Source organism: Mesorhizobium sp. M0051 (assembly GCF_040323235.1).
GTDB lineage: Bacteria > Pseudomonadota > Alphaproteobacteria > Rhizobiales > Rhizobiaceae > Mesorhizobium.
The window spans coordinates 164471-190824 of record NZ_JAMYUT010000004.1 but is presented as its reverse complement, the minus strand read 5'-3'; the positions used below and the strand labels follow the sequence as shown (position 1 = coordinate 190824).

The following is a 26354-nucleotide window of genomic DNA, read 5'->3' as shown; positions in this document are numbered from 1 at the left end:
CCGCCCCACTCTTCCGTTGCGCGATAGCGAAAGACAGGCGAATGTGCCTGCGAATTCATCGCTCGGGAGACGTCGGGAATGGCCGGAACTTTTGTCATCGCGCAGGGCGGCGGTCCAACCGCCGTCATCAACCAGACGGTGGTCGGGGCGACGCTGGAGATCCGCAAGCGGCATCCGGGTGCCAAGGTCCTCGGTTCCATCCACGGGGTGCGCGGCATCCGTGACGGCAACTATGTCGACCTCTCCGCGATTCCCGAGGACCGGCTGCGGCTGATCGCCGGCACGCCAAGTGCCGCCCTTGGCTCGACCCGCGATAAGCCGGATGCCGCTTATTGTGACGTCATCCTCAACGGATTGAAGAAGGCAGGCGCCGATGCCTTCATCTATATCGGCGGCAACGACACGTCGGGTACGCAGCAGATCCTGACCGATGCCGCAGGCGGCGAGATCGCCTTCGTCCATGCGCCAAAGACCATCGACAATGACCTCGAGGAAAACGACCACACGCCGGGCTTCATTTCGGCGGCCGAGTTCGTCGCCGGCGCCTTCCTGTCCGTCGACCTCGATTTTCGCGCCCTGCCCGGCATCTATGTCGGCATCGTCATGGGCCGGCATGCCGGCTTCCTGACCGCAGCCGCGGCGGCGTGGCAGCTTGACCCCGACAGCGGCCCGCACCTTGTCTATGTGCCCGAGCGCCCGTTCTCGGCCGCCGGCTTCATCGACGACGTCCGCGCCACGCTCGATCGTTACAAGCGCTGCATCGTCGCCGTTTCGGAAGGCGTCAGCACCGCCGACGGCAAGGCGCTGGTCGAAAGCCTGGTGCCGCCGGACAAGCTCGAGCGCGACGCGCATGGCAACGTCAAGCTGTCGGGCAGCGACCTGCCGGCCGCACTTGAGCGCGCGCTGGCTGAAGGCCTGCCCGGCAAGCGGGCCCGCGTCGACGCACTCGGCTACATGCCGCGCGGCTATGTCGGCGCCATCAGCGCGATCGACGCGCAGGAGGCTTTCGATGCCGGCGCTTTCGCCGTCACTGTCGCTGAACAGGGCGGCGGCTCGGTGGCGCTGCAATATCACGGCAGCAAAACGGTGCTGAAGAAGGTGCCGCTGAAGAACGTCGCCGGCAAGACCCGCCATATGCCGGACGATTTCATGAAGCCCGATGTCAATCAGCTGTCCGATGCCGGCATGGCTTATCTCAAGCGGCTGGTGCCGGAAAAATACAAGGTCGGGAAGCCGTTCGTCTGATGCCTGGCTCACACCTGATGCCGGGCCACAGGTGATGCCGGAGTGGTTCAGCAAAAGCATCGTCGACGACAAGACGACGATGCTGACCGAGCCGTTCGTGCATGCCTATGTGCGTGCCAATATCTGGCATCTGCGCGGCCGAGATGCCGACCTTCTGGTCGACACCGGCATGGGCATCTGTCGGCTTGCGCCGGAGATCGACACGCCCGACGGCAAGGCGCTGCTGGTCGTCGCCACCCACATTCATCTCGACCATGTCGGCTCACTGCACGAATTTCCGTGGCGAGCAGGGCCAAGGCACAGCGCGGAGCAGTTCGCGAGCATGGATGAGGCGGCGACTTACGCCTACATGTTCCACGATCTCGACGGCGCCGTTTCGACGCTGCCGGCGACAGGTTGGAAGGCGGCCGACTACAAGATCCCGCCCGCACCGCTGACGCGAACCCTGGACGAGGGCGACATCGTCGATCTCGGTGACCGGCAATTCCGTGTGCTGCATCTGCCCGGCCATTCGCCGGATTCGATCGCGCTGTTCGACGAGGCCGATGGCCTTTTCTTCAGCGGTGACGCCATCTACGACGACACGCTGATCGACGACCTGCCGGATTCGGATCGATCGGCCTACATCAGTACGATGCAGCGCCTGCTCGACCTGCCGATCCGCGTCGGCCATGGCGGCCACGGACCGAGCTTCGACAGCAAGCGCATGCACGACATTGCCACTGCCTATCTCGGACGAACCGGCGGGATCTGAGCCCCCGGCGGGCAGGGAAGACCGGACTGGCCCGTCGCCTGACGACATCGTGACCGCCGTCATTCCGGAAATTAAATCTTCGTAAGGTGGCCCGGAATCCCTAAATCGGGCCAAGCTGCGCCCTAGATTCAGAGCTGTCGATCCGGTCCGGCTGCCGTGCCAGGCGAGACAGGCAATCGCGACGTTCGACACGCCGAATGGCCGGTCTTCCGCACAAGGAGACCTCCACGGCGACCGATCAACTCTCGCCCGGACAAACGACCATGTCAGACATAATTCGCAGACATCGCGTCGCGGCCTTGCTGGGCGCTGCGCTGATCGTATCCCCCTTCGTCATGTCTTTCGCCCAAAGCGAGGGCAACACCGTTCCGACGACCCAGACACCGGTCGCCGGCCTCACCGCTCCCAACGGCTCGTTCGCTCCCATCGTGGCAGCCGACAAGCCGGCGGTGGTAACGATCACCACTGTCACGAAGGCAGAGCCTGGAACGACGAGCGATGCCTCTCCGTTCGACGGCGGCTCGCCTTTCGACGACTATTTTCGTCAGTTCTTCGGTGACCAGGGCATGCCGATGCCCAAGACACCGCCACAACAGCAACCGCAGCGTGCCGAAGCACTGGGTTCCGGCTTCCTCGTGGGCGCGGATGGTATCATCGTCACCAACAATCACGTGATCGATGGTGCCACCTCGATCAAGGTTGCGCTCGACGACGGCACCGAACTCCCCGCCAAGCTGGTCGGCCGCGATGCCAAGAACGATCTCGCCGTCCTCAAGGTCAAGGCGGACAAACCCCTGCCAACCGTCAAATGGGGTGATTCCGACAAGCTCATGCCAGGCGACCAGGTATTGGCCTTCGGCAACCCGTTCGGCATCGGCACCACTGTCACCGCAGGCATCGTTTCGGCGCGCGGCCGCGATCTGCACAGCGGCCCGTTCGACGACTTCATCCAGATCGACGCCCCGATCAACCACGGCAATTCCGGCGGCCCGCTGATAGATGTCGCCGGCAAGGTCGTCGGTATCAACGCGGCGATCTATTCGCCCAATGGCGGTAGCGTCGGCGTTGGCTTCGCCATCCCGTCCGACCAGGCCCAGAAGGTGGTCGCCAAGCTGATGAAGGACGGCTCGATCCAGTATGGCTATCTCGGCGTCGAGATCCAGCCGGTGACGGCGGATGTGGCGAGCGCAATTGGCCTCGATCATGCCGCCGGCGCGCTGGTTTCGCGGGTCAATGACGGTTCGCCCGCCGCCAGGGCCGGAGTCGAGGCCGGCGACGTCATCACCAGCTTTGCCGGACAGGATGTGAAGGATCCCAAGGACCTGTCGCGGGCGGTCGCCGATGTCGCGCCCGGCGCCAGAGAAACACTGAACATCTGGCGCAAGGGCAAGGCCGTGGATATTTCCGTCGATGTCGGGCGCAACACCGACGACGTGAAGACCGCGTCATTGGAAGACGGGTCCGGCGCGCCTGGCGTCGGGCAAGGCTCACGCGTCGCGGCGATCGGGCTTGGCCTGATGGACATCACCCCTGACATTCGCGAGCAGATGAATCTCGCCCACAATCAGCGCGGTGCGATCGTTGCCAGCGTCAATCCCGACAAGGCTGCCGCGGCTTCCGGAATCCAGGCAGGTGACATCATCGTCGCCGTCAATCAGGTGCCGGTGAAGAGCGCCAGGCAGGTCACCCAGGCGATTGCCCAGGCTGGCAAGTCCGGCAAGAAGTCGGTGCTGTTGCTGGTCGAGCGGGACGGAGGCCAGAGCTATGTCGCGGTGCCGTTCGCCAATGGCTGACGCGAGGCGCTGAACTGAATGCAAAGCCGGCAGGCTCGCCGGGCCTGCCGGCTTTGTGCGCCAAGATTTCAGTTGCCCGCAGCGGCATCATCGAGAAAACTGCGACAGGTTGATGGATGCCTGCCGCAGAGGAATTACCGCGATGGTCACCCGAGGTTTCTCTTCAGGACGGCGCCCGCCAACCGATGACGATGCGCGCATACCGCCCGGCCAATATCTCGAACAGGGTTTTCCGGTACTGTCGGCCGGTCCGACGCCGCGCGTGCGCACGGAGGATTGGTCGTTCACGTTGAAGCATGGGCCACGGCCGATCAAGAAGTGGAACTGGGCTGAATTCAACGCGCTGCCGTTGACCAAGATGACACGCGACATCCATTGCGTGACCGCGTGGACCAAGTTCGACACGCCGTGGCAGGGCGTGCTGGTCGACGATATCCTTGCCGACGCGGGTTTGGAGCCGCCGACCGGCTTCACGCTGGCGCACGCGTTCGACGGGTACACCACCAATGTGCCGGTAAAGGATCTTACCGGCGGCAAGGCCATGGTGGCGCTGCTCTACGAAGGCGAGCCGATTGCGCCGGACCATGGCGGCCCGGCAAGGCTGCTGGTGCCGCACCTCTATTTCTGGAAGTCTGCCAAATGGCTGAACGGCCTGCAATTCACGACGCGCGACGAACCCGGTTTCTGGGAATTGCGCGGCTATCACATCTATGGTGATCCATGGCGCGAACAGCGCTATACGGGCGATCCATGAGCGCTGTGGCAGCAGTGCAATCGCCCTGGCAGACGGCCGGGATCGTCCGCATCGAAAAACGCACGCCGCGTGTTACCAGCTTCTTTTTCCGGCCATCGCGGCCGTTTGCCTACCGCGCCGGGCAACATGTCGATGTCAGGCTGACGGCACCGGATGGTTACCAGGCGCGTCGCTCCTACTCCATTGCCTCCGCGCCCGAGACGGTTGGCGCGATCGAACTGGCGATCGAGAAGCTCGACGATGGCGAGGTTTCGCCCTTCTTCCACGAGGTCGCGGCGATTGGTGACGAAATCGAACTTCGCGGACCGCTCGGCGGGCATTTCGTCTGGCCAGAAGATGTGGGCGGACCGCTTGTGCTTGTCGGCGGCGGTTCCGGCGTCGTGCCCTTGATGTCGATGGCTCGCCATCGCGCCGCGCGCAATTCGACAGTGCCCGTCGTTCTGGTCTTTTCAGCCCGGATCTGGGACGAAGTGATCTTTCGCGACGAACTGATCGCCCTCGACGACCGCAGGGACGGGTTCGACCTAGTGCTGACACTGACACGCGAAGCCGCCCGGCGCCCGGCCGATTATGTGCGGCGGGTGGACGTCGCGATGATGGCGCAAGCAATGGCGCGGCTGCCCGAGCCGCCTGGTCTCGCCTTTGTCTGCGGCTCCAACGCGTTTGTATCAGTCGCCGCCCAGGCGCTGATTGATGCCGGCGTTGCAGCGGGAAACATTCGCACCGAGCGCTACGGAGTTTGAATGGACGTTGTTAACGCATGTGGTCTTGGCGCTGACAGTTCGTGAAAGATGGTATTACCACGAGGATGAAGATGGCCACTCCTGTTACGGCAAAGGGACAAGTGACCATTCCCAAACCGGTCCGCGATCTCCTTGGAATCGTCCCGGGCAGCAGAGTGGATTTCCGACGCGCTGCCGATGGCAGCGTGGTGCTGCCTCGCGTTGACAAAGAGCCGCCTGCGAGCCGCTTCGCCAAGTTGTACGGCCATGCCGGCGAGGAGCTCACGACCGATGCGATCATGGCACTGACGCGTGGCGAAGCGTGACGCTGGTCGACACCATGTTCTGCTCGACCTCGTTACGGACGATCCGACCTGGGCGGACTGGTCGGTTGCACAGCTCGAGGCAGCGAGCCTCGATGGACCATTGTTGATCAATGATGCGGTCTATGCCGAGCTTGCTGTTCGCTACATCAGCGTCGAGGATCTCGACGCATTTCTGGATGCGGCCGGCCTCGAAATGGCTCCGATGCCAAGAGCAGCTCATTTCCTGGCCGGGAAGGTATTTACACAGTACCGCCGATCAGGAGGATCCAGGATTGGCGTGTTGCCCGACTACTTCATTGGCGCCCATGCCGCGGTCGCTCAGCTTCCGCTTCTGACCCGCGATGTCGGTCGATACCGGACCTATTTCCCGTCTTTGAGACTGATCACTCCGGACTCCTGAAATGGCACCAACCGCCGGTCACGCCTCGATTTCGAGCGCCGAAAGCGGTTTTGAGCAACAGGCAAGGATAAAACCGTCGTCGATTTCATGATCGAGGATGCCGCCATTGTGGCTCATCTCGACGTCGCCCGCGACCTTTTTCACCTTGCAGGTGCCGCACAGGCCGAACTCGCATGCAGCGGGAATCCGCACGCCTGAGGCCCGCGCGGTCTGCAGGACGGTTTGGCCGGCGACGCAGTCGGCATCGACATCCGAAAGCGAGAATCGGATCGGTGTCACGGCTTCGATCGGGGCGACGGCGTCGTCTCCCGCCGGCAAAGCGAACGGCGCCGGGATCTCCTCCACGGCCGGCGCCGCAAAGCTCTCCTGATGGTATTTCGTCATGTCGAAGCCGGCGGAGTCCAGCATGCCGCGCACGGCGCGCATGAAAGGATCGGGGCCGCAGCAGAAGATTTCGCGCTCGCGGAAATCGGGCGCCAGCAGCGGCAGCCTGATGGCGTCGATGCGGCCCATATGGCCGAACCAGCCCTCTCGGCTCGAACGCTCCTCGATCATGAAACCGAGCGACAAGCCCGGCATACGGCTGCCGAGCAGTTCGAGCTCCTTGCGGAAAATGATCTCTTCCGGGCGGCGCGCGCAATTGACGAAGCCGACATCGGTCCATGGCGCACAGTCGTTCAGCCAGCGCAGCATCGACATCATCGGCGTCACGCCCGAACCGGCCGAAATGAACAGATATTTAGCCGCCGGGTGACTGTGCAGCGAAAAATCGCCGGTCGGCCCATAGGCCTTGACGTGCGAGCCGGGCGTCAGATGGTCAAACATCCATCGCGTGCCGGTGCTGCCGGCTTGCGCCTTCACCGTCACTGCGATCGAGAACGGCCGCGATGGCGAGGACGACAGCGTATAGGTGCGCATCAGCGGCCCGTCCGCAGTCGGCAGTTCCAACGTCACGAACTGGCCCGGCTTGTAGCGGAACCAGGTCTGGTTGTCGGAGCGGAAGGTGAAGGTCTTGACGTCAGGCGCTTCGTCGCTGACGCCGATCACCTCCAGCACCTGCAGCCTGTCGTTCCAGGGCGTCATCTGGTCGAGATGGCGATAGAGGCCAAGATCCGTCATCGCATTCATCCTCTCTTGTCCCTCATGTTTTGTGCATGTGATGCAACTAGGCGACGCTGCGTAGCGCCGGCCTTCCACCTTCGGCGAGGCGCGGGCCGATGAACGACGCGTACCATTCGACGAACTGGATCACGCCGCCCTCATGCAGCTCCGAATAGGGGCCTGGTTCGTAGGCGGGCGACAGGATGCCGAGAGCGTTTTCCTCAACGATGCGGCGGTCCTGGTCGTTGGTTTCGGTCCACACATGGGTAAGGTCTTCGATGGTGTAGTCGACGCCCTCGACCGCGTCCTTGTGCACCAGCCATTTCGTCGTCACCGCCGTTTCCGTGGCGCTGATCGGCACCACCCGGAACGTCACCGCGTGATCGATAAGGATGTGGTTCCATGTCGTCGGATAGTGATAGTGCATCAAGGTGCCGATGCGGTCGGCGGAGACAGCGTCGGAGAGGTTCTTCTTCACCGCCAGTTTGCCGCTCATGGTGTAGCTGACGGCATCGCGCAGCAGCGGCGCGCGGGTGGCTCGATACTGCCCGGCCGGATCGATGCGGAACTTGCTCGGAAGTCCGACGGCCTCGCATTTGGCCCAATGCGCGACCATTTCAGGGTCGCTGTCGGCGCCGTTGACGCCGGTCACAGTCGGAGCCTCCGGGAAGGTCTTGCACAGCTCGGGATGGTTGGCGACGCAGTGATAGCACTCGCGATTGTTTTCCCAGACCAGCTTCCAGTTGCCCTTCTCGATGATCGTGCTCTCGAAGGCGACCTTTGCTTCCCTCAACCGGTGAGGCAGAAGATAAGGTTCGATCATCGCCCGCATCGGCGCGAAATCCGCTGGCTCCTTGGCCAGGCAGATGAAGATATAGCCGCCGACGCTCTCGCAGGCGACCGGCTTCAGGCTGAACTCACTCTTGTCGAAACCGTCGGCCATCTGACGGGCGAACAGCAGGCGGCCGTCGAGCTCATAGGTCCACTGGTGATAGGGACAGACGAGCTTTGCCGCAGTACCCTTGTCGGTGTTGCAGACGCGACTACCGCGATGGCGGCACGAATTGTGGAAGGCGTTGATCTTGCCTTGCTGGTCACGGACAAGAACAACCGGATAGTCGCCGATCTGCACGGTAATGTAGCTGCCCGGCTTCGGCAGCTCGCAATCATGGCCGATGAACAGCCAATCGCGATACCAGATCAGCTCCATGTCCAGCTTGAAGTAGTCTGGATCGGTGTAGAAGGGCTGCTCTAGCGAAAAGCCTTGCCGACGGCTGTTCAAGAGCCTCAGCATGTCGTTGCGAATATCCATGTCCTGTCCTCGTTATCTAAGGACTGAACTGGTGGTGACGGAGGGAGGATTGGACGCAGGCCGGCGAGGCGCCGGGCATGCACTATCCACCTCTTGATCGCCCACCGCGATCAGTCGAGTCTAGAAATCTCGGGCTGGTTTCCGGGCTTTGGAGTTGTCCTTGCGGACGATCGCGACACCTTCCCAGGCAGTTGCCCAGTGGTCTCCCGTTGCGACTTGAACTCCACCACCGTTGCGGGGGCAGCGCCGGATTTTGACCGGCTTCCCAATTCTCCGCCCCGTCGTCACGAAGCGGCACCTGAGATGGCATGATCTAACCACGATCGCTGGCGCGTCATCGGCATGAAAACGACATCGTATCCATGCGGCGCGACACGCGTGCGAAACGTTCGGGTTGGCGATTGCCGGGCTGAAATCCTATCTCTTCGGCAGCCATCGCCACTTGCAATCTCCTCGAAAGCCAACCCTTGCTGGCGGCCAAAAAAGGCTAGCGGTTTCGAAAAGTGACTATTAGCTGATTCTAAAATCGAACCGAACGGTTCGTTTCTGTTGACGGTGCGTGCAGGACGTTGTGAACGCCGGGCCTTGGCAACAGTTGGTGATCCAGCGGACGGTTTTGCTTAAACCATTGAAAAATAAAGATAAGAAGTAGCGTGTGGAAGCCCTTGGCACAATTTCAAGTAGCGGATTCATGGTCCACACGGAACAACTTCGTGATTGGAAAAGGCGAGGATGCCCTCCCACATCGGGCCTGTCCGAACGACGCGATTTCATTTCCAAGACACGCCGCTAGACGGACGAAAAGAAGATACTGGAGTACAAAAAATGAAAAAGATCATTCTCACTGCCGCCGCCGTTCTGGCCATTTCCGGCAGCGCCTTCGCTAATGGCAGCGACCACTACGGTTCGAACGCCCCGGCAGCCACTGCCGTCGACAGCTCGTACACCGCTTCGGTGAAGAAGTCGGAACCGGCTGCTCAGACGCCTGCCCAGGGCAGCGACCGTAACCTCTTCGGCCACTAACAACCAATTCCCAGTTGACAGCGGGTTCGCCCGCCGTCCTGGCGAAATCCAGAAAATTCAAGAGACTTGAAATGAAGAAGATCATTCTTGCTACCGCCGCTGTTCTGGCCATCTCGGGTAGCGCTTTCGCCGCTAGCGACAACTATGGTTCGAACGGCGCCAACCAGCCTGCCACCACCGCCGTCGACAGCTCGTACACGGCTTCCGTCAAGAAGTCGGAGCCGGCCACGCAGGCGCCTGTCAACCATGGCAGCGACCGCAACCTGTTCGGCAACAACTAACATCCGATCAAAACCAACATCCGACAGCGATGCTGCGGGTTAACCCGCAGCATCGAATTCGAGAATACGGAGTGTCAAAAATGAAAAAGATTGTTCTTACTGCCGCCGCTCTTCTGATTGCCGCCGGCAGCGCCTATGCCCGCAACGACAACGTTGGTGGCACCGACATCAACAAGCAGTCGACCGTCAACGTCGATACCTCGCATACGGGCTCGATCCGCAAGAGCGAATCGCCGATCTACAAGCTGCTCAATTCGTCGGGCGACGCTCCGAAGTCCGCCCCCCAGGGCAGTGATCGGAACCTCTTCGGCCGCTAACAGTCTAAGCCGATGTCCAGAAAAGAGGGGCGGGCCTTGCCCGCCGCTCTTTTTTTACCGTCGAGATGGTTCCGTCTCAAGCCGCCTTCGCTTCTGCTTCGTGAAGCGCGAAGGACCGCCCGTCCGTATCGAAGATATGCAGGTCTTCGCCATTGGCGCTCAGCCGCAATGTCGAGCCGCGCTTGACCTCGACGTTGCCGGGCAGCTTGGTCACCAGCGGCAGGTCGGCGCGGCCGATGTCGACATAGACAAGCTGGACCTCGCCGAGCTGCTCGACGTAGTCGACCGTCCCTTCGAACAGATAGTCCGCACCGCTGGCAATGATCAAATCCTCCGGCCGCACGCCAAAGCTCACCGCGGCGCCCTTTGCCGAAGCAGGGGTCGTGATCGGCACGGTTGCCTTGCGACCGCCGACATGGCTGACGACAGTCGGGTTCCCGGTCTTGTCGATGGTCGCCGGCAGGATGTTCATGGCCGGCGAGCCGATGAACTGGGCAACGAACAGATTGCCGGGCTTCTTGTAGAGATCCATGGGCGTGCCGACCTGTTCGATATGGCCTTCCTTGAGCACCACGATGCGGTCGGCCAGCGTCATCGCCTCGACCTGGTCATGGGTGACGTAGATCATGGTCGTGGCGGGCATCGATTCCTTGAGCTTGGCGATTTCGATGCGGGTGGCGACGCGAAGTGCGGCGTCAAGGTTCGACAGCGGCTCGTCAAACAGGAACACCTTCGGATTGCGCACGATTGCGCGGCCAATGGCGACGCGCTGGCGCTGTCCGCCCGACATCGCCTTGGGCAAGCGGTCGAGATATTTCGTCAACTGCAGGATTTCCGCCGCCTGGCGTACGCGCCGGTCGATCTCGGCCTTGTTCTCCTTCCCGATCTTCATCGAGAACGCCATGTTGTCGTAGACGGTCATGTGCGGGTACAGCGCGTAGGACTGGAACACCATGGCGATGCCCCGCTTCGACGGCGGCACGTCGTTCACGACCTCGCCGGCTATTCTGAGCTCGCCGGAGGTGATTTCCTCGAGCCCGGCGATCGACCTCAGCAATGTCGACTTGCCGCAGCCCGACGGACCGACGAAGACGATGAATTCGCCCGACTTGATATCGAGGTCGATGCCGTGGAGAATGTTCAGATTGCCGTAGGACTTCTTCACTTGCCTTAGTGTGACATCGGCCATTGGTTTCCTCCAGTGATTTGAAATTCAGTCGACGCGCCCGAACCAGGCGCCGTAGCCGCCAAGCTCGATGGAACCGCTGCTTGCCTGCCCCGAAAATCCGTGCCCGGGCAAAGGTTGCAGCGATCGGCTGCCAAGGTCAACCTTGGTTGGCCCGGCTCTCAGATTGAAGACGCAGACGACCTGCTCGTTGCCTGCGCGGCGGGTGAAGGCAACGGTGTCGCCCTCGCTTTCGATAAAGGTGATGTCACCCTTGACGAGCGCCGGATGGGCACGCCGGAACGTGAGAAAGCGACGATAGTGCTCAAGCAGCGAATTCTCGTCGCCCTGCTGGACATTGACCGCTTGCGAAAGATGCTTGGTCGGCACCGGTAGCCAGGGCTTTGCCGGGGAGAATCCTCCATTCTTGGTGCTGCCGTCCCACACCATCGGCGTGCGGCAACCGTCGCGGCCCTTGAATTCCGGCCAGAAGCGGATGCCGTAGGGGTCCTGCAAGTCCTCGAAGCGCAGCTCCGCTTCGCCGAGCCCAAGCTCTTCGCCCTGATAGATGCAGACTGAACCGCGCAAGGACATCAGCAGCGCCGAGATGATCTTGAGATAGGCGGTCGGGTCGGGTTCGCCGGCCGCCCAGCGCGAGGCCGGGCGCATCACGTCGTGGTTGGAAAAGGCCCAGCACGACCAGCCGTCGCTGGCGACCTTGCCGAAGGATTCCAGCACCGAGCGGACCTTGACCGCACTGATCTTTTCCGGCGCCAGGAAGTCGAAGGAATAGCACATGTGCACGCGCTTGCCGCCGGCAGTGTAGGCAGCCACCACGTCCAGTCCGCGCTGCGAATCGCCGACCTCGCCGACCGCGGCGGTCGCCGGATATTCGTCGAGCAGCGCGCGGAAGCGCTCGAGGAAGCCGAGGTTTTCGGGGCGGCTCTTGTCGTAGAGATGGTCCTGGTAGTTGTAGGGGTTGACCGCCGGTGCGGTCTGGTCGTTGCGCTCTTCCGGCGGCAGCGGCGGGTTGTTTTCCAGGCCCTGGCTGTGGAAGTAGAAATTGATGGTGTCGAGCCGGAAACCGTCGACGCCGCGCTCCAGCCAGAAGCGGGTGACGTCGAGCAACGCGTTCTGGACCTCATGGTTGTGGAAGTTCAGGTCGGGCTGCTCGGCCAGGAAATTATGCAGGTAATATTGCTGGCGGCTGGTGTCCCATTGCCAGGCCGAGCCGCCGAAGATCGACAGCCAATTATTGGGTGGCGTGCCGTCCGGCCTGGCGTCCGCCCAGACGTACCAGTCGGCCTTCGGGTTGGTGCGGTTCGACCGGCTTTCCTTGAACCATGGGTGATTGTCGGCGGTGTGCGACAGCACCTCGTCGATCATCACCTTCAAGCCTAGCCTGTGTGCCTCGACGGTCAGCGCGTCGAAGTCGGCCAGCGTGCCGAACATCGGATCGACGTCGCAATAATCGGTGACATCGTATCCGAAATCCTTCATCGGCGATTTGAAGAACGGCGAAATCCAGATGGCGTCCGCACCGAGTGCCGCAATGTAGGGCAGGCGGCCGATGATCCCCTTGAGGTCGCCGATACCGTCGCCGTTCGAGTCCTGATAGCTGCGCGGATAGATCTGGTAGATCACAGCACCCCGCCACCAGTCGCGATCGATGGCGAGGTCAGGTTTCGAGCTGGCCTTCAAAGCGGATTGCATCGTCTCAGCCTCCTTTCACCGAGCCGGCAAGCAGCCCGCGGACAAAATAGCGCTGCAGCGAAAAGAAGACGATCAGCGGCACGATTATGGTCACGAAAGCCGATGTCGTCAGAATCTCCCAGTCGCCACCGCGTGAGCCCAACAGCGCATTGAGCTTGGCGGTCAGCACGATCTGGTCTGCCTCTGTACCCAGGAAAACCATCGCCACCAGCAGATCATTCCATACCCATAGGAACTGGAAGATGGCAAACGAAGCCAGCACTGGGAAGGACAGCGGCAAGACGATCTTGACGAATATCTCGAAATCGCTAGCGCCGTCGATACGCGCCGATTCCATGATCTCGCGCGGCAGGCCGGCAATGTAGCTGCGCAGCAGGTAGATGGCGAAGGGCAAGCCGAAGCCGGTATGCGCCAGCCAGATGCCGAGATAGGTTTTCGACGGCATGCCGAAGAAAGCGCCGACGCCGTTGTATAGTTTCAGGAGCGGGATCAGCGACATCTGCAGCGGCACCACCAGCAGGCCGATGATGACCGCGATCAGCAGCGCCCGGCCGGGAAACCGCATCCAGGCCAGCGCATAGGCGGCAAAGGCGGCGATCAGGATCGGGATGACGGTCGCCGGGATGGTGACGGTCAGCGAATTCATGAACGACCGCCCGATGCCCTCGGAAAATAAGACTGTCCTGTAGTTCTCGGTGGTGAATTTCGGCGGCGCCGACGAGGCATAGTAGACGCGCTGGCCGCGATCGCCTTCGAATGCCTTGGGCGACTGCATGACGAAGCTGCCGTCTTCATTCAGCTGCAAGATTTCGCCATCGCCGAGATCGGCCGAAGTGCCAGCGGGATATTGCGTTGGCGCCGCCGATTTGACACCGAAGGCGCTGATGTTGCGCTTGGCACCGTCGCCGAAGATATTGCCCTCGAGAACGAACTTGCCGTCCTTTTCGACTTGCGTCGAGGCGGCCGGCAGCCGGCCGGCTTCGGTCTGAGTGGAACTGGCGAACGAATTCCACCAGCCAGAGGCGATGATTTGGTTCTTGTCGCGCAGCGACGAGACCAGGATGCCGAGCGTCGGTATGGTCCAGATCGCGACGAAGACAAGCACGGCGATGTGGACGCCGAAGCGGCTGGCGAAGGAATTTCCGGTCGCAACGGCCATCTCAATGTCCTCCCGTCTCTTTGTTCGCCTGGCGGATGTTCCAGACCATGATCGGAATGACCGCGATCATGATGATGATGGCGATGGTGGCGCCGCGGCCGAAATCGCCGCCGCCACGGAACATCCAGTCGAACATCAGATTGGCCAGCACCTGGCTGTTCCACTGGCCGTTGGTCATGGTCAGCACGATGTCGAACACTTTGAGCACCAGGATGGTTATGGTTGTCCAGACGACGGCGATCGTGCCCCAGATCTGCGGCACCATGATCTTCCAGAAGATCTGGAATGGATTGGCGCCGTCGATGACGGCGGCTTCCAGCGTTTCTTCGGGGATGCCGCGCAGGGCGGAAGACAGTATCACCATGGCAAAGCCGGTCTGGATCCAGATCAGGATCACCATCAGGAAGAAATTGTTCCAGAACGGCAGCGATATCCAGACCTGCGGCTGGCCGCCGAAATGCTGGATGACGGCGTTGAGGATACCGATCTGGGTCTGGCCCTCGCCGCGATACTCGTAGATGAATTTCCAGATCACGCTGGCGCCGACGAAGGAGATCGCCAGCGGCAGGAAGATCAGGCTCTTGGCGATCGTGCCCCACCAGATCTTGTCGGTGAGCACGGCAATGATCAGCCCGAGGAAGGTGCAGGCAGCCGGTACCACCGCCAGCCAGACGATGTTGTTGAGGATCGAGTTGCGGAACTCGCGATCTCCAAAGGCCCATTCATAATTGGCCAGGCCGACGAAATTGACGCCGCCGCGATCGAGGAACGACAGCCGCAGCGTCTCGACCACCGGATAGATCAGATAGATGGTCAGGATGATCATCGCCGGACCGACGAACAGCCACGGCCGGACCAGCCCTTGCCGGCGCAGATTGTCGATAGCGGCGGCGCCAGCGACGCCGCGCGATGGAAATATCAGGTCGACCAGTTTGTTGGCGCCCCAGAAATAGGCGACGCAACCGCCGACCCCGACGATGATGACGAATATGGCCGAGAAAATCTGAGCCGCCATGGGTCCCTCCCCCTGCGCATCACTAGCCAAGGCCGAACGGTCAGGGCGATGAGATGCGCCGATTCAGTTGTTCAGAGCGCTATCGCCAGGCAGACAGGTCTTCCTCTTTGCTGGTCGCGCTTCATGCCGGATGTCTGTGTGCTCATGATAGTCGCCGCGGCACGGGCCGCCGGTTGGATCCGGGCCCCGGGGCCCGGATCCAGTCAGGATCGATAGTTCAAACGTCCAGCCGAACAATCGGCGGCTTGCCTACTTTATGGCGTCCCAGCTTTTCTGAATGTCGGTGGCGACATCCTGCGCTGACTTGCCGCCGACCAGGTCGATCATGCCGGTCCAGAAGGCGCCGGCGCCGATCTTGCCGGGCATCAGGTCGGAGCCGTCGAAGCGGAAGGTCGAGGCGTTGGCGAGGATGTCGCCCTGCTTCCTCAGCGCGTCGCTGGCATAGGCCTCCTTGTTGACTGACTTGAGCGGCGTCACGAAACCGCCTTCGGCCATCCAGATCTCATGGGCGAGCGGCATCTTCAGGAATTCGATGAAAGCGCGGGCACTCTTGCTGTCTTTCGTGATCATCGCCAACGTACCGGCACCGAGCACGGGCGTGCCCAGTTCAGGCTTGGATGCATAGGGCGGGAAGTAGAAGAAGTCCGCGTCCTGGCCAATCTTGGTGCCTTCCGGGAAGAAGGTCGGGATGAACGACGCCTGGTGGTGCAGGTAGCATTTCGGCGGCACTGAGAAGAGGCCCTTCGGGCTGTCGCGGAAATCGGTCGCCGCAACTGCCTTGGCACCGCCATCGACCATCTTGTCGTCGGTCGCGATCTTGCCGAAGATGTCGATGGCGCTGACCACTGCCGGGTCGTTGAACGGGATCTCGTTCTTCACCCATTTGTCGTAGACTTCCGGAGGCTGGGTGCGCAGCATCAGGTCTTCGACCCAGTCGGTCGCCGGCCAGCCGGTGGCGCCGCCGGAGCCGAGGCCGATGCACCACGGCTTGCCGCCGTCGGCGATGATCTTCTTTTCGAGATCGGCGAGCTCTTCCTGCGTCTTCGGCACCTTGTAGCCGGCTTCCTCGAAATTGTCCGGCGAGTACCAGACCAGCGATTTCACGTCGGCCTTGTAGGGGAAGGCGAAGAAGCCCGGCTTGCCGTCCTTGTCCTTGAACGTGCCGAGATCGACCCATGACTGGCCGGCGCCGTAATTGTCCTTGACCCATTTGGCGGTGTCGTCGCCGAGCGGCGTCAACAGTCCCTTCGATGCGAGATCCTGGATCAGGCCTGGCTGCGGCAGCACGGCGATGTTCGGCGGGCTGCCGGCCTGCGTATCGATGACGATCTGCTGTTCGTAATTCTCCGAGGAGGAGTATTTGATCTCGACGCCGGTGGCTTCCGAGAAATAATCGAGAACGCCGCGCACCAGGCCTTCGTCCTCACCGCGCCATGGTCCGAAGATCGACAGCGTCTCACCCTTGAGGTCGACTTTCTTGAGCTCTTCGTAGTTCGCCCAGTTGAAGCGCTTGTCCTCACCCGGCTTGAATTTCAGTTCGGCATGCGCGGGCGCGTTCAGGGCGAGCGTGGCAAACGCGGCACCCAGCAAAAGCATTTTCTTCATCGGTATTCCTCCCAGTGGATCATACACACCGGACGGAACCTCCATTCCGCCCGCCGACGCCGCAGGACTGTGACTCAGTCAGAAAGGAACCGCAACCTTTCGAAGAGTCTTCCAAAGCGCTTTGGCCTTTTTGATCTCGCCATTGAATCGGCCGGAAGTCAAGAGGCAGCTGGGCTAATCGATTTAATCTGATGCGTTTGTGGTCTGAAAAGTGCGCTGCAACATGCTTTTATGGCAGTGCAGCAGCAATTTTTGTTTCAAACACCTCTGAACCACGCTTATGGTCCGATGTCGAATGGCCCAACCCCGACGGCACTTGGGTCGATTCAATTTAAAAGCGCTTTGAGGGAGATGGAGAGTTTTCGTGAACCTCAAGCAGCTTGCCCATATGCTGGCATTGTCGCAGACTACGGTAAGCCGCGCGCTGAATGGCTATCCTGAGGTCAACGAGGAAACGCGAAGGCGTGTCATGGACGCCGCCAAGCGCCACGGCTACCGCCCCAATCCCAGCGCGCGCCGGCTGGCGACCGGCAAGACCGGGATGATCGGCTATGTCCTGCCGACCGGTGCATCCGTCGACATCGATCCGCATTTCGTCGAGTTCCTGTCCGGCCTTGGCGATTATGCCCGTTCGCACGAGCTCGATCTGGTGCTGTCGCCGGCCGACGCCGACGATCAGGAGACGACCTACCGGCGCATCGTCGCCAACCGCCAGGTCGACGCTGTCTACATCTCCTCGCCGAGGCCCGCCGACCGGCGCGTGGCGCTGGTCAACACGCTCGGCATACCCTTCATCGTCCATGGCCGCAGTGAAGGCTTCGATTTCGACTATGCCTTTACCGACATCGACAACGAGGGCGCCTTCCGCGAGGCGGCGAGGCTGCTGATCCAGCTCGGCCACCGGCGGTTGGCGCTGATCAATGGCGACAACCGCGAGACCTTTGCCATCCATCGCGAACGCGGCGTGCGCCGGGCGCTGGCCGCGAGCGGACTGGAACTGGACGAACGCCATGTCTGCTCGGTGGTCATGACCGAAGAGAACGGCTATCGCGCCACCAGGCGTTTGCTGGAAGAGGGCGATGCGCCGACGGCGATCGCCTGCTCCAGCCTGATCATGGCGCTGGGCGTCGTGCGTGCGGTGCGCGACCTCGGCTTGGGCATTCCGGGCGACGTGTCACTGATCGCCCATGACGACGTCTTCCCCTGGCTGCGGCCGGAGAATTTTTCGGTGCCGCTGTCGACGACGCGTTCATCCATTCGTCTCGCTGGCGCCCGCGTCGCCGAGCGGCTGGCAGCCCGGATTTCGGGGCTGGAAGAGGGCGCCCGCGGCGAAGTCTGGCCCGTCGACCTGGTGGTCAGGGGATCGGTCGCCGGCGCGCCTGGCTAGAGGTCGAAACGCACACTCCGCGCGACCGAGTTCGCCCCACTCCGGTCGTTCGGTCGAATTTGATGCTTTCGCAAAAGCTGCCGATGAGCTCTGACCGCTCGAGGAAGGCAAGCCATTGCCTGCGACCTTCGCGAAGTACCAAAGCTACCTAATTGATCATCCGCCGTTTCAATATTTCTAGTCTGGCATCGGTACTTCGAAATTTTCAGATGGCTTTAAGATTGCATCCCTTGACCAATCTCACGTCGTCCCCTATATAATTGAGTATCCACTTACTCAATATCGTTGGACAGAAATATGGCGCGTCCCCTCAGTGAAGAAAAGCGACAGGCGCTGCTGGATGCAGCGGCCGAGTTCGTCGCGCACCTTGGCACGGGCGCGTCCACGGCCAAGATCGCAAAGGCTGCTGGCGTTTCCGAGGGGACGCTGTTCACCTACTTTCCAACCAAGGACGATCTGCTCAACCAGCTCTTTCTCGAGATCGAGGCCGACCTCACAGAGACGATGCTGGCGCCATATCCGGCGGACGCCTCCGCCAAAGACCTGCTATTCGCGGTTTGGAACCGTCTGATTGACTGGGGGCTGGCTCACGCCACAGCGCGCAAGGCCCTTCGCCAGTTGAAGGTGTCGGATCGCGTCACAGCGGAAAGCCGGAACCGGTGCCACGCCATGCAGCGGGATGCGCGGACGATGGTGGAGGAGTGTCTCGCCGGCCATGCGGCGCCTGACAGGATCGCCTTCTACATCGATACCATTCTTTTCGATCTGGCAGACATCAGCATCAACGCGGTCACGGCCAAACCTTGGGAAAGTGACGCCATCCGGCAGGCCGGGTTCGACCTGTTCTGGAAGGGGTCTGCCGCCTGAATTTTAACCCATAAATGAGTATGTAATTACTCACCTACAAGGAACGAAAATGTCTAATAGCAAGGGTTTCACCGAAGCCGACGTCCCCAAGCAGACGGGAAAGAGCTTCATCGTTACAGGCGCCAACGCGGGCGTCGGGTTCGAAATCGTGCGGGTGCTTGCCGCCAGGGGCGCGCGCGTCCTGCTTGGCTGCCGCGAGCAGACCCGGGCGCAGGATGCCATCGCACGGATCAAGCGGATCACGCCCAACGCCGATCTCGTCTGGTTGCCGCTCGACCTCGGTGACCTGGACAGCGTTCGCACCGCAGCCGAGATCGCCGCGAAGGAGCCACGGATCGATGCGCTCATCAACAATGCCGGGATCATGAACCCGCCGCTGACGCGCACGAAGCAGGGGTTCGAATCGCAGTTCGGCGTCAATCATCTCGGCGTGTTCGCGCTCACCTCGCTGCTCCTGCCTAAGCTGGCGGAGACGCCGGGAGCGCGGGTGGTCGTAACCTCGAGCGTCGCGCATCTGAAGGCCAAGATCGACTGGGACGACCTCAATGCCGACAAGAGCTACATCAAGAACGAACGCTACGGCGCCAGCAAACTGGCGAACGCGCTGTTCTTCTTCGAACTGGATCGTCGCCTGCGCGCCTTGAAGTCGCCCGTCGCGGCAATCGGCGTTCACCCTGGCATCGCCAGCACAAGTCTTGGCCGTCACATGGGGATTGTCCAGTTCGCGGGCCCGATCGTCGGCCTGTTGCTCAACAGCGCCGACAAGGGCGCCTGGCCGGCGCTTCTGGCCGCGACCGGCAAGGTGAAGCCGGGAGGCTATTACGGTCCCACCGGCTTTGGCGGAACCCGCGGTGCAGCCGGCGAAGCAAAGCGCGCGCCGCATGCCGAAGATCCCGCGCTCGGGAAGCGACTCTGGGACGTCTCGATCGCCATGACCGGCATCGACCCAGGCTTGCCGGCCGCCTGATCTCATCACGACGTGGCAAGAGCGGTTTATCGACCCACGCTGGCGCCCGAGACTGCTTTCCTGTGGAAACGCCGAAAAGCAGACCTTCGGCTTTCCACCCATCTCAGCCATTGGGGCAACCATCTGATTGAGTTTCGACATGCATAAAAGCAGAAGCTTTTAAGCGTTAGACCTATTCCTTTGCCCCCGCCGCCTTGATGTCCAGCAGCCCGTAGCCGAAATCATTGTCGCGCCCCTTGGGGCCGAGATCTCTTGCCGTAGCCCCGAGCGCCTTCTCGATGTCGTCGGCCGAGCGATCGGGCGCGGCGTGGATGAGATTGGCGATGGCGCCGCTGACGATCGCCGCCGCGAACGAGGTGCCGGTGACCACATCCGAGCCGGCGCCGCTCGGCGCCACCATCTCGACGCCGGGCGCCGAGATGAAGACGTACGCGCCGCGATTGGCCTGCGGCATCAGCCCGTCCTTGGCGTCGGTGGCGGTCACGGCGATGACGCCGTCGAAAGCGGCCGGATAGCCATAGGGCGCCTTCGGCCCGTTATTGCCGGCGGCGGCGACCAGCACCATGCCGAGCGCGCGGGCATTGCGGCAGGCAACGCCGAGCAGATCGTTCTTCGGCCCGACGAAGCTCATGTTGATGATACGCACGTCCTGGTCCGCCGCCCAGTCGAGCGCCGCCAGGATGACGTCCATGGTCGACTTGCCGCCCTCGAAGGCACGGGCGTGGTAGATCCTGGCGCCAGGCGCCATGCCCTCCAGCGCGCCGACGCCAGCGATCAGGCCATCGATCGACGTGCCGTGATCGCGCATTTCGATCGGCACGCCCGGCATGGCGTCGAACTGTTCGGCAATGACGCCAGCCAGCGCCGGATTGGTGTCGTCGATGCCGGTGTCGATCACCGCGATGCGGACGTTTTCGCCGCTGGCCTGCTTGGAATCGAGCGCTATGTGCTCGAAGGCATAGTTGACGATGCTGGCGGCTGCCTGCTGCAGCGAATAAACATGGTTAGGCTCGCGCCGCTGGGTGCGGCCGTCGGCGGCCAGTTGCGCCAGCACGACGCCGACGGGCCGTCCGTCGGGAATCCCAAAACGCACCAGCGTGGTGCCAAGCAGCCGCGACTGGCGCTGCGAGCGCACCTGGAGGCCGAAGGAAGCGGCGATCTGCTGCACGGCCCCGGCATCGCCGTCGACCGTCACCAGCACCTCGTCCGGCACGAAATCGCCGACCACCGCGCGCGGCGGCTGAACGGCGACGAGATCGGTCGGAGAGACGATAGGGCCGCCAGGCGGAGGGCCGGCCTGATTACCGGCGGGAGGTGTCGCCGAAGCCGGCCGCGGCATCGGTGCCGGGGGCACCACCGGGTTGGGGAACAGGTCGACGATCAGGGCCGGCAAGAACACCGCGCCGGCCTGCGCTGTATCCGTCCCGCCCTTCGCGTCACCCTTGGCGCAGTCGGCTCCTGCCGCATTGGCCCCGTCGCGGCAGTCGATTTTCGTCCGGTCGGGCTTCGCGCTGGTCTGCGCCGACGCAGGCACGGCGGCGATTGTCATCGCCGCCGCAAGCATGGCCGCAAATCGAATGACCGCCTCAGCCGCCATCAACCGGCTTCCTTCCCTCGATCAAAGTCTCCGTGAAAGGCTGAGCGACAATAAGGCCGATTTGCCTTGTGTAATCGGCAGCGGTCGTCGCGGGAATGCCAAGCCGGAAGACGCCGTCGGCGGTCGGTCCGCCGATGATCTTCAGCCCGTTGCCGCCGAGAAAGCCGGAAATATCCGACATCTTCGCATCCGGCTTGAACTTGACCAGGGCGAACGGCATTTTCGCCAGATCGTCTTGCGCGCCGGCTATCTCGAAATCACTGCCCTTGCCGCCGGGCTCGACGAACGACTGCACCATGACCAGGGCCAGCAGAACCGCGGCCGCGGCCCAGGCGACGCCGACCGGCACCGCCATGAAGCGGCCCCAGGCCTGCGCCAGCCAGGACGATCCTGCGGGCGCTCGCGCCGGTCCGGCCTCGGCATCGAGCGCCCTGGCGAAGCGGCTTAGCGCATCGGCCGGCGGGCGGATCGCTTCATTGGCAGCCGCAGTGCCGGAGAATTCGGCTTCCGCCTCGCCAAGGGCGGCAAGTGCCGCCGGGTCGCTGGCCAGCCATTCCTCGACGGCTTCCAGGTCCGAGCCCTCCAGCGAGCCGTTCAGGTAGAACGGCAGCAGCATTTCCATTTCGTCGCGGCGCGACATTTTTTCAGCGGCGCTCATGGCCACCCCCTGTCGTAACCGGCGGCCTTGAGGGCCTCACCGAGTTTCTTGCGGGCGTAAAACATGCGGGTCTTGACGGTCGCGACTGGAATGTCGAGCACCTCGCCGATCTCGCTCACCGACTGTCCGTGATAATAGGCAAGATCGATCACAACGCGATGCTCTTCCGGCAAGGCGTCGACGAAGCGCCGCAAGGCGGCAGCCTTGTCTTCCTTCATGGTGACGACTTCCGGCGTGTCGGCACTGTCGGGCACCGCGGCGGCGGCCTCGTCGTCGATCCAGGCTTCCTTCTTCTTGCGCAGCAAGGACAGCGCCTTGAAACGGGCTATGCCGAGCAGCCATGTCGAGACTTCGGAGCGTCCCTCGAAACCTGGCGCTTGGCGCCATAGCTCGAGGAACACTTCATTGGCGATATCGTCGGCCATCATTTCCGATCCCGTCTGGCGCGCCACGAAGCGGTACACCCGCGCGTGGTGACGCATGAACAGGAGCCGCACGGCGGCACGGTCGCCCTTCGCGACCCGGTCGACAAGCGCGCGATCGGTCTCCGTCGATGCCGTCATGGCCGGTCGAGCCGCCTGGCTCCTGTCTGCTCTGTCGCTGATCGATCCAAAAAGGTTCATCCTCCGCCAAGGAATTTCGGAGGCTAGCCGAAGAGCGAGGCGGTTGCCAGAGCATCCCTTCTGCCCGTCATTTACCGGGGAGGTGAGACGTGGTCCGCGCAGCGGACGAAAAGCCAATTGCTTGGCTTTTGGAACGACGAATGCCGGCAGGCGGGAGGGGGGCGCCAACGTCGCGTCCACATCACCCCAAAAACGATTTCGCCTTCATCGTCGCCGGAACCGGCACGCCGAGACGGCTTAGGATTGTCGGCGCCAGCTGCAGCTGGTCGAGCAGCGTCTCGGCCTGCGGCCCCTTGCCGGCTCCGAAATAATACAGCGCGAAATCCTGCATCTCGTCGCCATGGCCACCATGATGGCCGCGGTCGGTCTGGCCGTGATCGGCGGTGACCATGACCTCGTAGCCGGCTTCGATCCAGCGCGGCAGGAAGGCGGCCAGCATGCCGTCCATCGCATAGACGGCATGGTCCATCTCGTGGCAGTCATGGCCGAAGCGGTGCCCCATCGAGTCCAGCGTGCAGGTGTGCAGGATGCCGTAGTCGATGCCGTGGCGTTTGGTCAGCATGGTCAGCGTCGCGAACAGGTCGATGTCGCTCGGCGTCATCTGGTTGCGGCCATTGTAGCCGGTCATGGTGTGGAAGCGGCCATGCGTGATCGGCCCGCCCGGCTCGTCGAATTCCATGTCCTCGACCAGGTCGAACGGGTAGGCGCGGAAGAATTCCGACCAGTAGGAATGCGTCACGGCGCCGGTCTTGCCGCCGGCCTTGCTGACTTCGGAGAAAATGTCGGGCTGCGCGACTCGGAACCGGTTCTCGTTGGACAGGATGCCGTGCACCTGCGGTGGAACCCCGGTATGGATCGAGGCATAGCAGCAGGCCGAGGTCGACGGCAGCACGGAACGCATCTTCCAGACCCGCGCCTCGCCCGATTGCACCCAGCCTTCGAGATTGCCCATCAACCGGCGCCAGTTCCTGTAGGGAACGCCATCGAGGATGATCAGCAACAGTTTTGTCGCGAGCGCCATGGGCGACTCCGGAAGGCTTTGTCGTTGAAGGGTGGTTTCGCGGCTTATGCCACGAATTCCCTAGTTCCCCGCACTGGCCATGCGCCGTCCCTTGATCGCCTTTTCCAACCAACCGATCTCCATCTCGGGAACCGAGGAAAGCAGCAGGTCGGTATAGGCGTCGAAAGGCGGGGCCAGCACCTTGCTCTTCGGGCCGTAGCGCACCACCTCGCCGCGGTACATCACCGCGATCGAATCGGCGATCGACTTCACCGTGGCCAGGTCATGAGTGATGAAGAGATAGGCGACGTTCTCCTCCTTCTGCAGCTCGAGCAGCAGTTCAAGGATGCCGTGTGCCACCAGCGGATCGAGTGCCGAGGTCACCTCGTCGCAGATGATCAGCTTGGGCTTGGCGGCAAGTGAGCGGGCGATGCAGACGCGCTGTTTCTGGCCGCCGGAAAGCTCGGCCGGATAACGGTCGGAGAAGCCTTTGCCCATCTCGATCTTGTCGAGCAGTTCGGCGACGCGTCTGTCGCGCTCGCGGCCGCGTATGCCGAAATAGAATTCGAGCGGCCGGCCGATGATGGTGCCGACGGTCTGACGCGGGTTCATCGCCACGTCGGCCATCTGATAGATCATCTGTAACTGCCGCAGGTCCTCCTTCGGCCGGTCGGCCAGCCGGTTCGCCAACGGCCGCCCGTCGAAGGTGACGGTCCCTTCTTCGGGCGGCAAGAGCCCGGTGATGGCGCGCGCCAGCGTCGACTTGCCGGAGCCGGATTCGCCGACGACGGCTAGCGTCTGGCCCGGATAGATGTCGACCGAGACGTTCTTCAGCACCTTAATGTGGCTGCGGCCATAGGCGGCGGTGACGTTCTTCACCGACAGGAACGGCGTCGTGCCGGGCTTCTGTTCGGCGTGTTCGATCTCATGCACCGACACCAGCGCGTTGGTGTACTCCTGGCGCGGCTCCTTGATAATCTGCCTCGTGCCGCCCCATTCGACCAGTCGGCCATGGCGCAGCACCATGATCTCGTCGGAGACCTGGGCGACGACGGCAAGGTCGTGGGTGATGTAGAGTGCCGCCACATGCGTGTCGCGAATGGCATCCTTGATCGCCGCCAGCACGTCGATCTGCGTCGTCACGTCGAGCGCCGTGGTCGGCTCGTCGAAGACGATCAGATCCGGCTCGGAGCAGAGCGCCATCGCCGTCATCACGCGCTGCAGCTGGCCGCCCGAGACCTGGTGGGGAAAGCGTTCGCCGATGGTTTCGGGGTTCGGCAAGCTGAGCTTCCTGAACAGCGCGACGGCGCGCTTTTCGGCCTCGGCGCGCGTCGCCGTGCCGTGCAGCAGCGTGGCTTCCACCACCTGGTCCATCAGCCTATGCGCCGGGTTGAAGGCGGCCGCCGCCGACTGCGCGACATAGCAGACCTCGCGGCCGCGCAGCTTGCGAAAACCGTCCTTGCCGCCCTTGAGGATGTCGCGGCCGTTCAGGATGACCTCGCCGCCGGTGATGCGCACACCACCGCGCCCATAGCCCATCGACGACAGGCCGATGGTCGACTTGCCGGCGCCGGATTCGCCGATCAGGCCAAGCACCTTGCCCTTTTCGAGCGTCAACGAGACATCGTGCACCAGCACGATGTTCTTGGGCGGTTCGCCGGGCGGGAAGACGGTCGCCTCGATGCGCAGATTGCGGATGTCGAGCAGCACGCCGGGTTTCGCTTTGCTCTCTGCCATCACCCGCGTCCTCCCTTCAGGCTTGTCGTCCGGTTGAGCACCCAGTCCGCAACCAGGTTGACCGAAATCGCCAGCATGGCGATCGCTGCCGCCGGGATCAGGGCTGCCCCGATGCCGAAGACGATGCCGTCCTTGTTTTCCTTGACCATGCCGCCCCAGTCTGCATCAGGCGGTTGCACGCCAAGGCCGAGGAAGGACAGCGTCGACAGGAACAGCACCGCATAGATGAAGCGCAGGCCGAGTTCCGAAACCAGCGGCGAGAGTGCGTTGGGCAGGATCTCGCGGAAGATGATCCAGGCGCTGCCTTCGCCGCGCAGCTTCGCCGCCTCGACATAGTCCATGACGTTGATGTCGACGGCGACCGCGCGCGACAGGCGATAGACGCGGGTCGAGTCGAGAACGCCCATGACCAGGATCAGTGTCACCAGGTTGGTCGGCAGCACGGATAGCACGACAAGGCCCATGATCAGCGTCGGGATCGACATCAAGAGATCGACAAGGCGCGACAGCAGCGTATCGAACCAGCCACCGAACACCGCCGCCGAGAAGCCAAGGATGGCGCCGAGCGAGAACGACAGCGCGGTGGCCAGCACTGCGATGAACAGCGTGATGCGGGCGCCGTAGATCATTCGCGACAGCAGGTCGCGGCCGAGATTGTCGGTGCCCAGCCAATGCGCCGCCGACATAGGCTCCCAGACATCGCCGACGATCTCGCCATTGTCATGCGGTGAGATCCAGGGCGCGAAGATAGCCGCCAGAACAAACAGTGCGGTCAGTATTATGCCGACCAGCGCGGGAATGGGGATGCGTTTGATATCGAGCATGCCCGCCCC

The 26354-nt window shown here is 62.5% G+C and carries 25 protein-coding genes, 1 pseudogene and 1 riboswitch; of the genes and pseudogenes, 13 read left to right on the top strand and 13 right to left on the bottom strand.

Going from position 1 to position 26354, the window contains the following annotated elements:
* Positions 1-78: 78 nt before the first annotated feature.
* From NKJ90_RS06315 to NKJ90_RS06285, 7 genes and pseudogenes are all read left to right on the top strand, one after another.
* Positions 79-1245, top strand: a complete 1167-nt coding sequence (locus NKJ90_RS06315; protein WP_023761183.1) for a diphosphate--fructose-6-phosphate 1-phosphotransferase — start codon at positions 79-81, stop codon at positions 1243-1245.
* A gap of 34 nt (positions 1246-1279) precedes the next feature.
* Positions 1280-1999, top strand: coding sequence for an MBL fold metallo-hydrolase (locus tag NKJ90_RS06310; RefSeq protein ID WP_023761184.1), 720 nt, complete (start codon positions 1280-1282; stop codon positions 1997-1999).
* A gap of 263 nt (positions 2000-2262) precedes the next feature.
* Positions 2263-3792 carry a DegQ family serine endoprotease gene (locus NKJ90_RS06305; RefSeq protein WP_023761185.1) on the top strand — a complete coding sequence of 510 codons (1530 nt, stop codon included), beginning with the start codon at positions 2263-2265 and terminating at the stop codon, positions 3790-3792.
* Positions 3793-3934: 142 nt separating this feature from the next.
* On the top strand, positions 3935-4546 hold the full coding sequence (locus NKJ90_RS06300; protein ID WP_023761186.1) for a molybdopterin-dependent oxidoreductase: 612 nt from the start codon (positions 3935-3937) through the stop codon (positions 4544-4546).
* Positions 4543-5289, top strand: a complete 747-nt coding sequence (locus NKJ90_RS06295) for an FAD-binding oxidoreductase (RefSeq protein ID WP_023761187.1) — start codon at positions 4543-4545, stop codon at positions 5287-5289. Before NKJ90_RS06300 ends, NKJ90_RS06295 begins: the two co-directional genes overlap by 4 nt.
* Before the next feature lie 71 nt (positions 5290-5360).
* Positions 5361-5594 carry an AbrB/MazE/SpoVT family DNA-binding domain-containing protein gene (locus NKJ90_RS06290; protein WP_023761188.1) on the top strand — a complete coding sequence of 78 codons (234 nt, stop codon included), beginning with the start codon at positions 5361-5363 and terminating at the stop codon, positions 5592-5594.
* Positions 5591-5994: pseudogene (locus NKJ90_RS06285) on the top strand (type II toxin-antitoxin system VapC family toxin). The gene NKJ90_RS06290 and the pseudogene NKJ90_RS06285 overlap by 4 nt, the downstream one beginning before the upstream one ends.
* A gap of 18 nt (positions 5995-6012) precedes the next feature.
* On the opposite strand, the gene NKJ90_RS06280 reads toward NKJ90_RS06285, so the two are convergent.
* On the bottom strand, positions 6013-7113 hold the full coding sequence (locus NKJ90_RS06280) for an FAD-binding oxidoreductase (protein WP_023761189.1): 1101 nt from the start codon (positions 7111-7113) through the stop codon (positions 6013-6015).
* A 46-nt stretch (positions 7114-7159) separates the two neighbouring features.
* Positions 7160-8407, bottom strand: coding sequence for an aromatic ring-hydroxylating oxygenase subunit alpha (locus tag NKJ90_RS06275; RefSeq protein ID WP_352485821.1), 1248 nt, complete (start codon positions 8405-8407; stop codon positions 7160-7162).
* A 115-nt stretch (positions 8408-8522) separates the two neighbouring features.
* Positions 8523-8724, bottom strand: a riboswitch (cobalamin riboswitch).
* A 508-nt stretch (positions 8725-9232) separates the two neighbouring features.
* On the opposite strand from NKJ90_RS06275, the gene NKJ90_RS06270 reads away from it, so the two are divergent.
* The 3 genes from NKJ90_RS06270 to NKJ90_RS06260 all read left to right on the top strand — a co-directional run bounded on the left by NKJ90_RS06270 (position 9233) and on the right by NKJ90_RS06260 (position 10028).
* Positions 9233-9430, top strand: coding sequence for a DUF680 domain-containing protein (locus NKJ90_RS06270; RefSeq protein WP_023761191.1), 198 nt, complete (start codon positions 9233-9235; stop codon positions 9428-9430).
* Between the two features lie 71 nt (positions 9431-9501).
* Complete coding sequence (locus NKJ90_RS06265; protein ID WP_023761192.1) at positions 9502-9711, top strand: DUF680 domain-containing protein; 210 nt, start codon at positions 9502-9504, stop codon at positions 9709-9711.
* Positions 9712-9791: 80 nt separating this feature from the next.
* Positions 9792-10028, top strand: a complete 237-nt coding sequence (locus NKJ90_RS06260; protein ID WP_023761193.1) for a DUF680 domain-containing protein — start codon at positions 9792-9794, stop codon at positions 10026-10028.
* Between the two features lie 76 nt (positions 10029-10104).
* Here the strand turns inward: NKJ90_RS06260 and NKJ90_RS06255 are convergent, their stop codons facing one another.
* The 5 genes from NKJ90_RS06255 to NKJ90_RS06235 all read right to left on the bottom strand — a co-directional run bounded on the left by NKJ90_RS06255 (position 10105) and on the right by NKJ90_RS06235 (position 16685).
* Positions 10105-11217: an ABC transporter ATP-binding protein gene (locus tag NKJ90_RS06255; RefSeq protein WP_023761194.1), complete on the bottom strand. Its 1113-nt coding sequence runs from the start codon at positions 11215-11217 to the stop codon at positions 10105-10107.
* A 24-nt stretch (positions 11218-11241) separates the two neighbouring features.
* Positions 11242-12906 (bottom strand): beta-galactosidase BglA, encoded by a 1665-nt coding sequence (gene bglA, locus NKJ90_RS06250; RefSeq protein WP_352485819.1) that lies wholly within the window; start codon positions 12904-12906, stop codon positions 11242-11244.
* A gap of 4 nt (positions 12907-12910) precedes the next feature.
* Positions 12911-14065, bottom strand: a complete 1155-nt coding sequence (locus tag NKJ90_RS06245; protein WP_023761196.1) for a carbohydrate ABC transporter permease — start codon at positions 14063-14065, stop codon at positions 12911-12913.
* 1 nt (position 14066) lies between these two features.
* The gene (locus NKJ90_RS06240; RefSeq protein ID WP_023761197.1) at positions 14067-15080 is read right to left on the bottom strand and encodes a carbohydrate ABC transporter permease; all 1014 of its coding nucleotides are present in this window, start codon (positions 15078-15080) and stop codon (positions 14067-14069) included.
* A gap of 249 nt (positions 15081-15329) precedes the next feature.
* Positions 15330-16685, bottom strand: a complete 1356-nt coding sequence (locus NKJ90_RS06235) for an ABC transporter substrate-binding protein (protein WP_352485817.1) — start codon at positions 16683-16685, stop codon at positions 15330-15332.
* A gap of 364 nt (positions 16686-17049) precedes the next feature.
* Between NKJ90_RS06235 and NKJ90_RS06230 the strand changes: the two genes are divergently transcribed.
* The 3 genes from NKJ90_RS06230 to NKJ90_RS06220 all read left to right on the top strand — a co-directional run bounded on the left by NKJ90_RS06230 (position 17050) and on the right by NKJ90_RS06220 (position 19906).
* Positions 17050-18072: a LacI family DNA-binding transcriptional regulator gene (locus NKJ90_RS06230; RefSeq protein ID WP_352485816.1), complete on the top strand. Its 1023-nt coding sequence runs from the start codon at positions 17050-17052 to the stop codon at positions 18070-18072.
* A 297-nt stretch (positions 18073-18369) separates the two neighbouring features.
* Positions 18370-18939, top strand: a complete 570-nt coding sequence (locus NKJ90_RS06225; RefSeq protein ID WP_023761200.1) for a TetR/AcrR family transcriptional regulator — start codon at positions 18370-18372, stop codon at positions 18937-18939.
* Between the two features lie 49 nt (positions 18940-18988).
* A complete protein-coding gene (locus NKJ90_RS06220; RefSeq protein WP_023761201.1) occupies positions 18989-19906 on the top strand; it encodes an oxidoreductase in 918 nt (305 codons plus the stop codon).
* 172 nt (positions 19907-20078) lie between these two features.
* Here NKJ90_RS06220 and NKJ90_RS06215 read toward each other — a convergent pair whose 3' ends face one another.
* The 6 genes from NKJ90_RS06215 to NKJ90_RS06190 all read right to left on the bottom strand — a co-directional run bounded on the left by NKJ90_RS06215 (position 20079) and on the right by NKJ90_RS06190 (position 26345).
* Positions 20079-21503: a S8 family serine peptidase gene (locus NKJ90_RS06215; RefSeq protein WP_023761202.1), complete on the bottom strand. Its 1425-nt coding sequence runs from the start codon at positions 21501-21503 to the stop codon at positions 20079-20081.
* A complete protein-coding gene (locus tag NKJ90_RS06210) occupies positions 21493-22161 on the bottom strand; it encodes an anti-sigma factor (protein WP_352485814.1) in 669 nt (222 codons plus the stop codon). The genes NKJ90_RS06215 and NKJ90_RS06210 overlap by 11 nt, the downstream gene beginning before the upstream one ends.
* Positions 22158-22724 carry a sigma-70 family RNA polymerase sigma factor gene (locus NKJ90_RS06205; RefSeq protein WP_023761412.1) on the bottom strand — a complete coding sequence of 189 codons (567 nt, stop codon included), beginning with the start codon at positions 22722-22724 and terminating at the stop codon, positions 22158-22160. The genes NKJ90_RS06210 and NKJ90_RS06205 overlap by 4 nt, the downstream gene beginning before the upstream one ends.
* 241 nt (positions 22725-22965) lie before the next feature.
* Positions 22966-23805 carry an alkaline phosphatase family protein gene (locus tag NKJ90_RS06200; RefSeq protein WP_023761413.1) on the bottom strand — a complete coding sequence of 280 codons (840 nt, stop codon included), beginning with the start codon at positions 23803-23805 and terminating at the stop codon, positions 22966-22968.
* Between the two features lie 60 nt (positions 23806-23865).
* On the bottom strand, positions 23866-25521 hold the full coding sequence (locus tag NKJ90_RS06195) for an ABC transporter ATP-binding protein (protein ID WP_023761414.1): 1656 nt from the start codon (positions 25519-25521) through the stop codon (positions 23866-23868).
* Positions 25521-26345, bottom strand: a complete 825-nt coding sequence (locus NKJ90_RS06190) for an ABC transporter permease (RefSeq protein WP_023761415.1) — start codon at positions 26343-26345, stop codon at positions 25521-25523. Before NKJ90_RS06190 ends, NKJ90_RS06195 begins: the two co-directional genes overlap by 1 nt.
* Between the last annotated feature and the right edge of the window lie 9 nt (positions 26346-26354).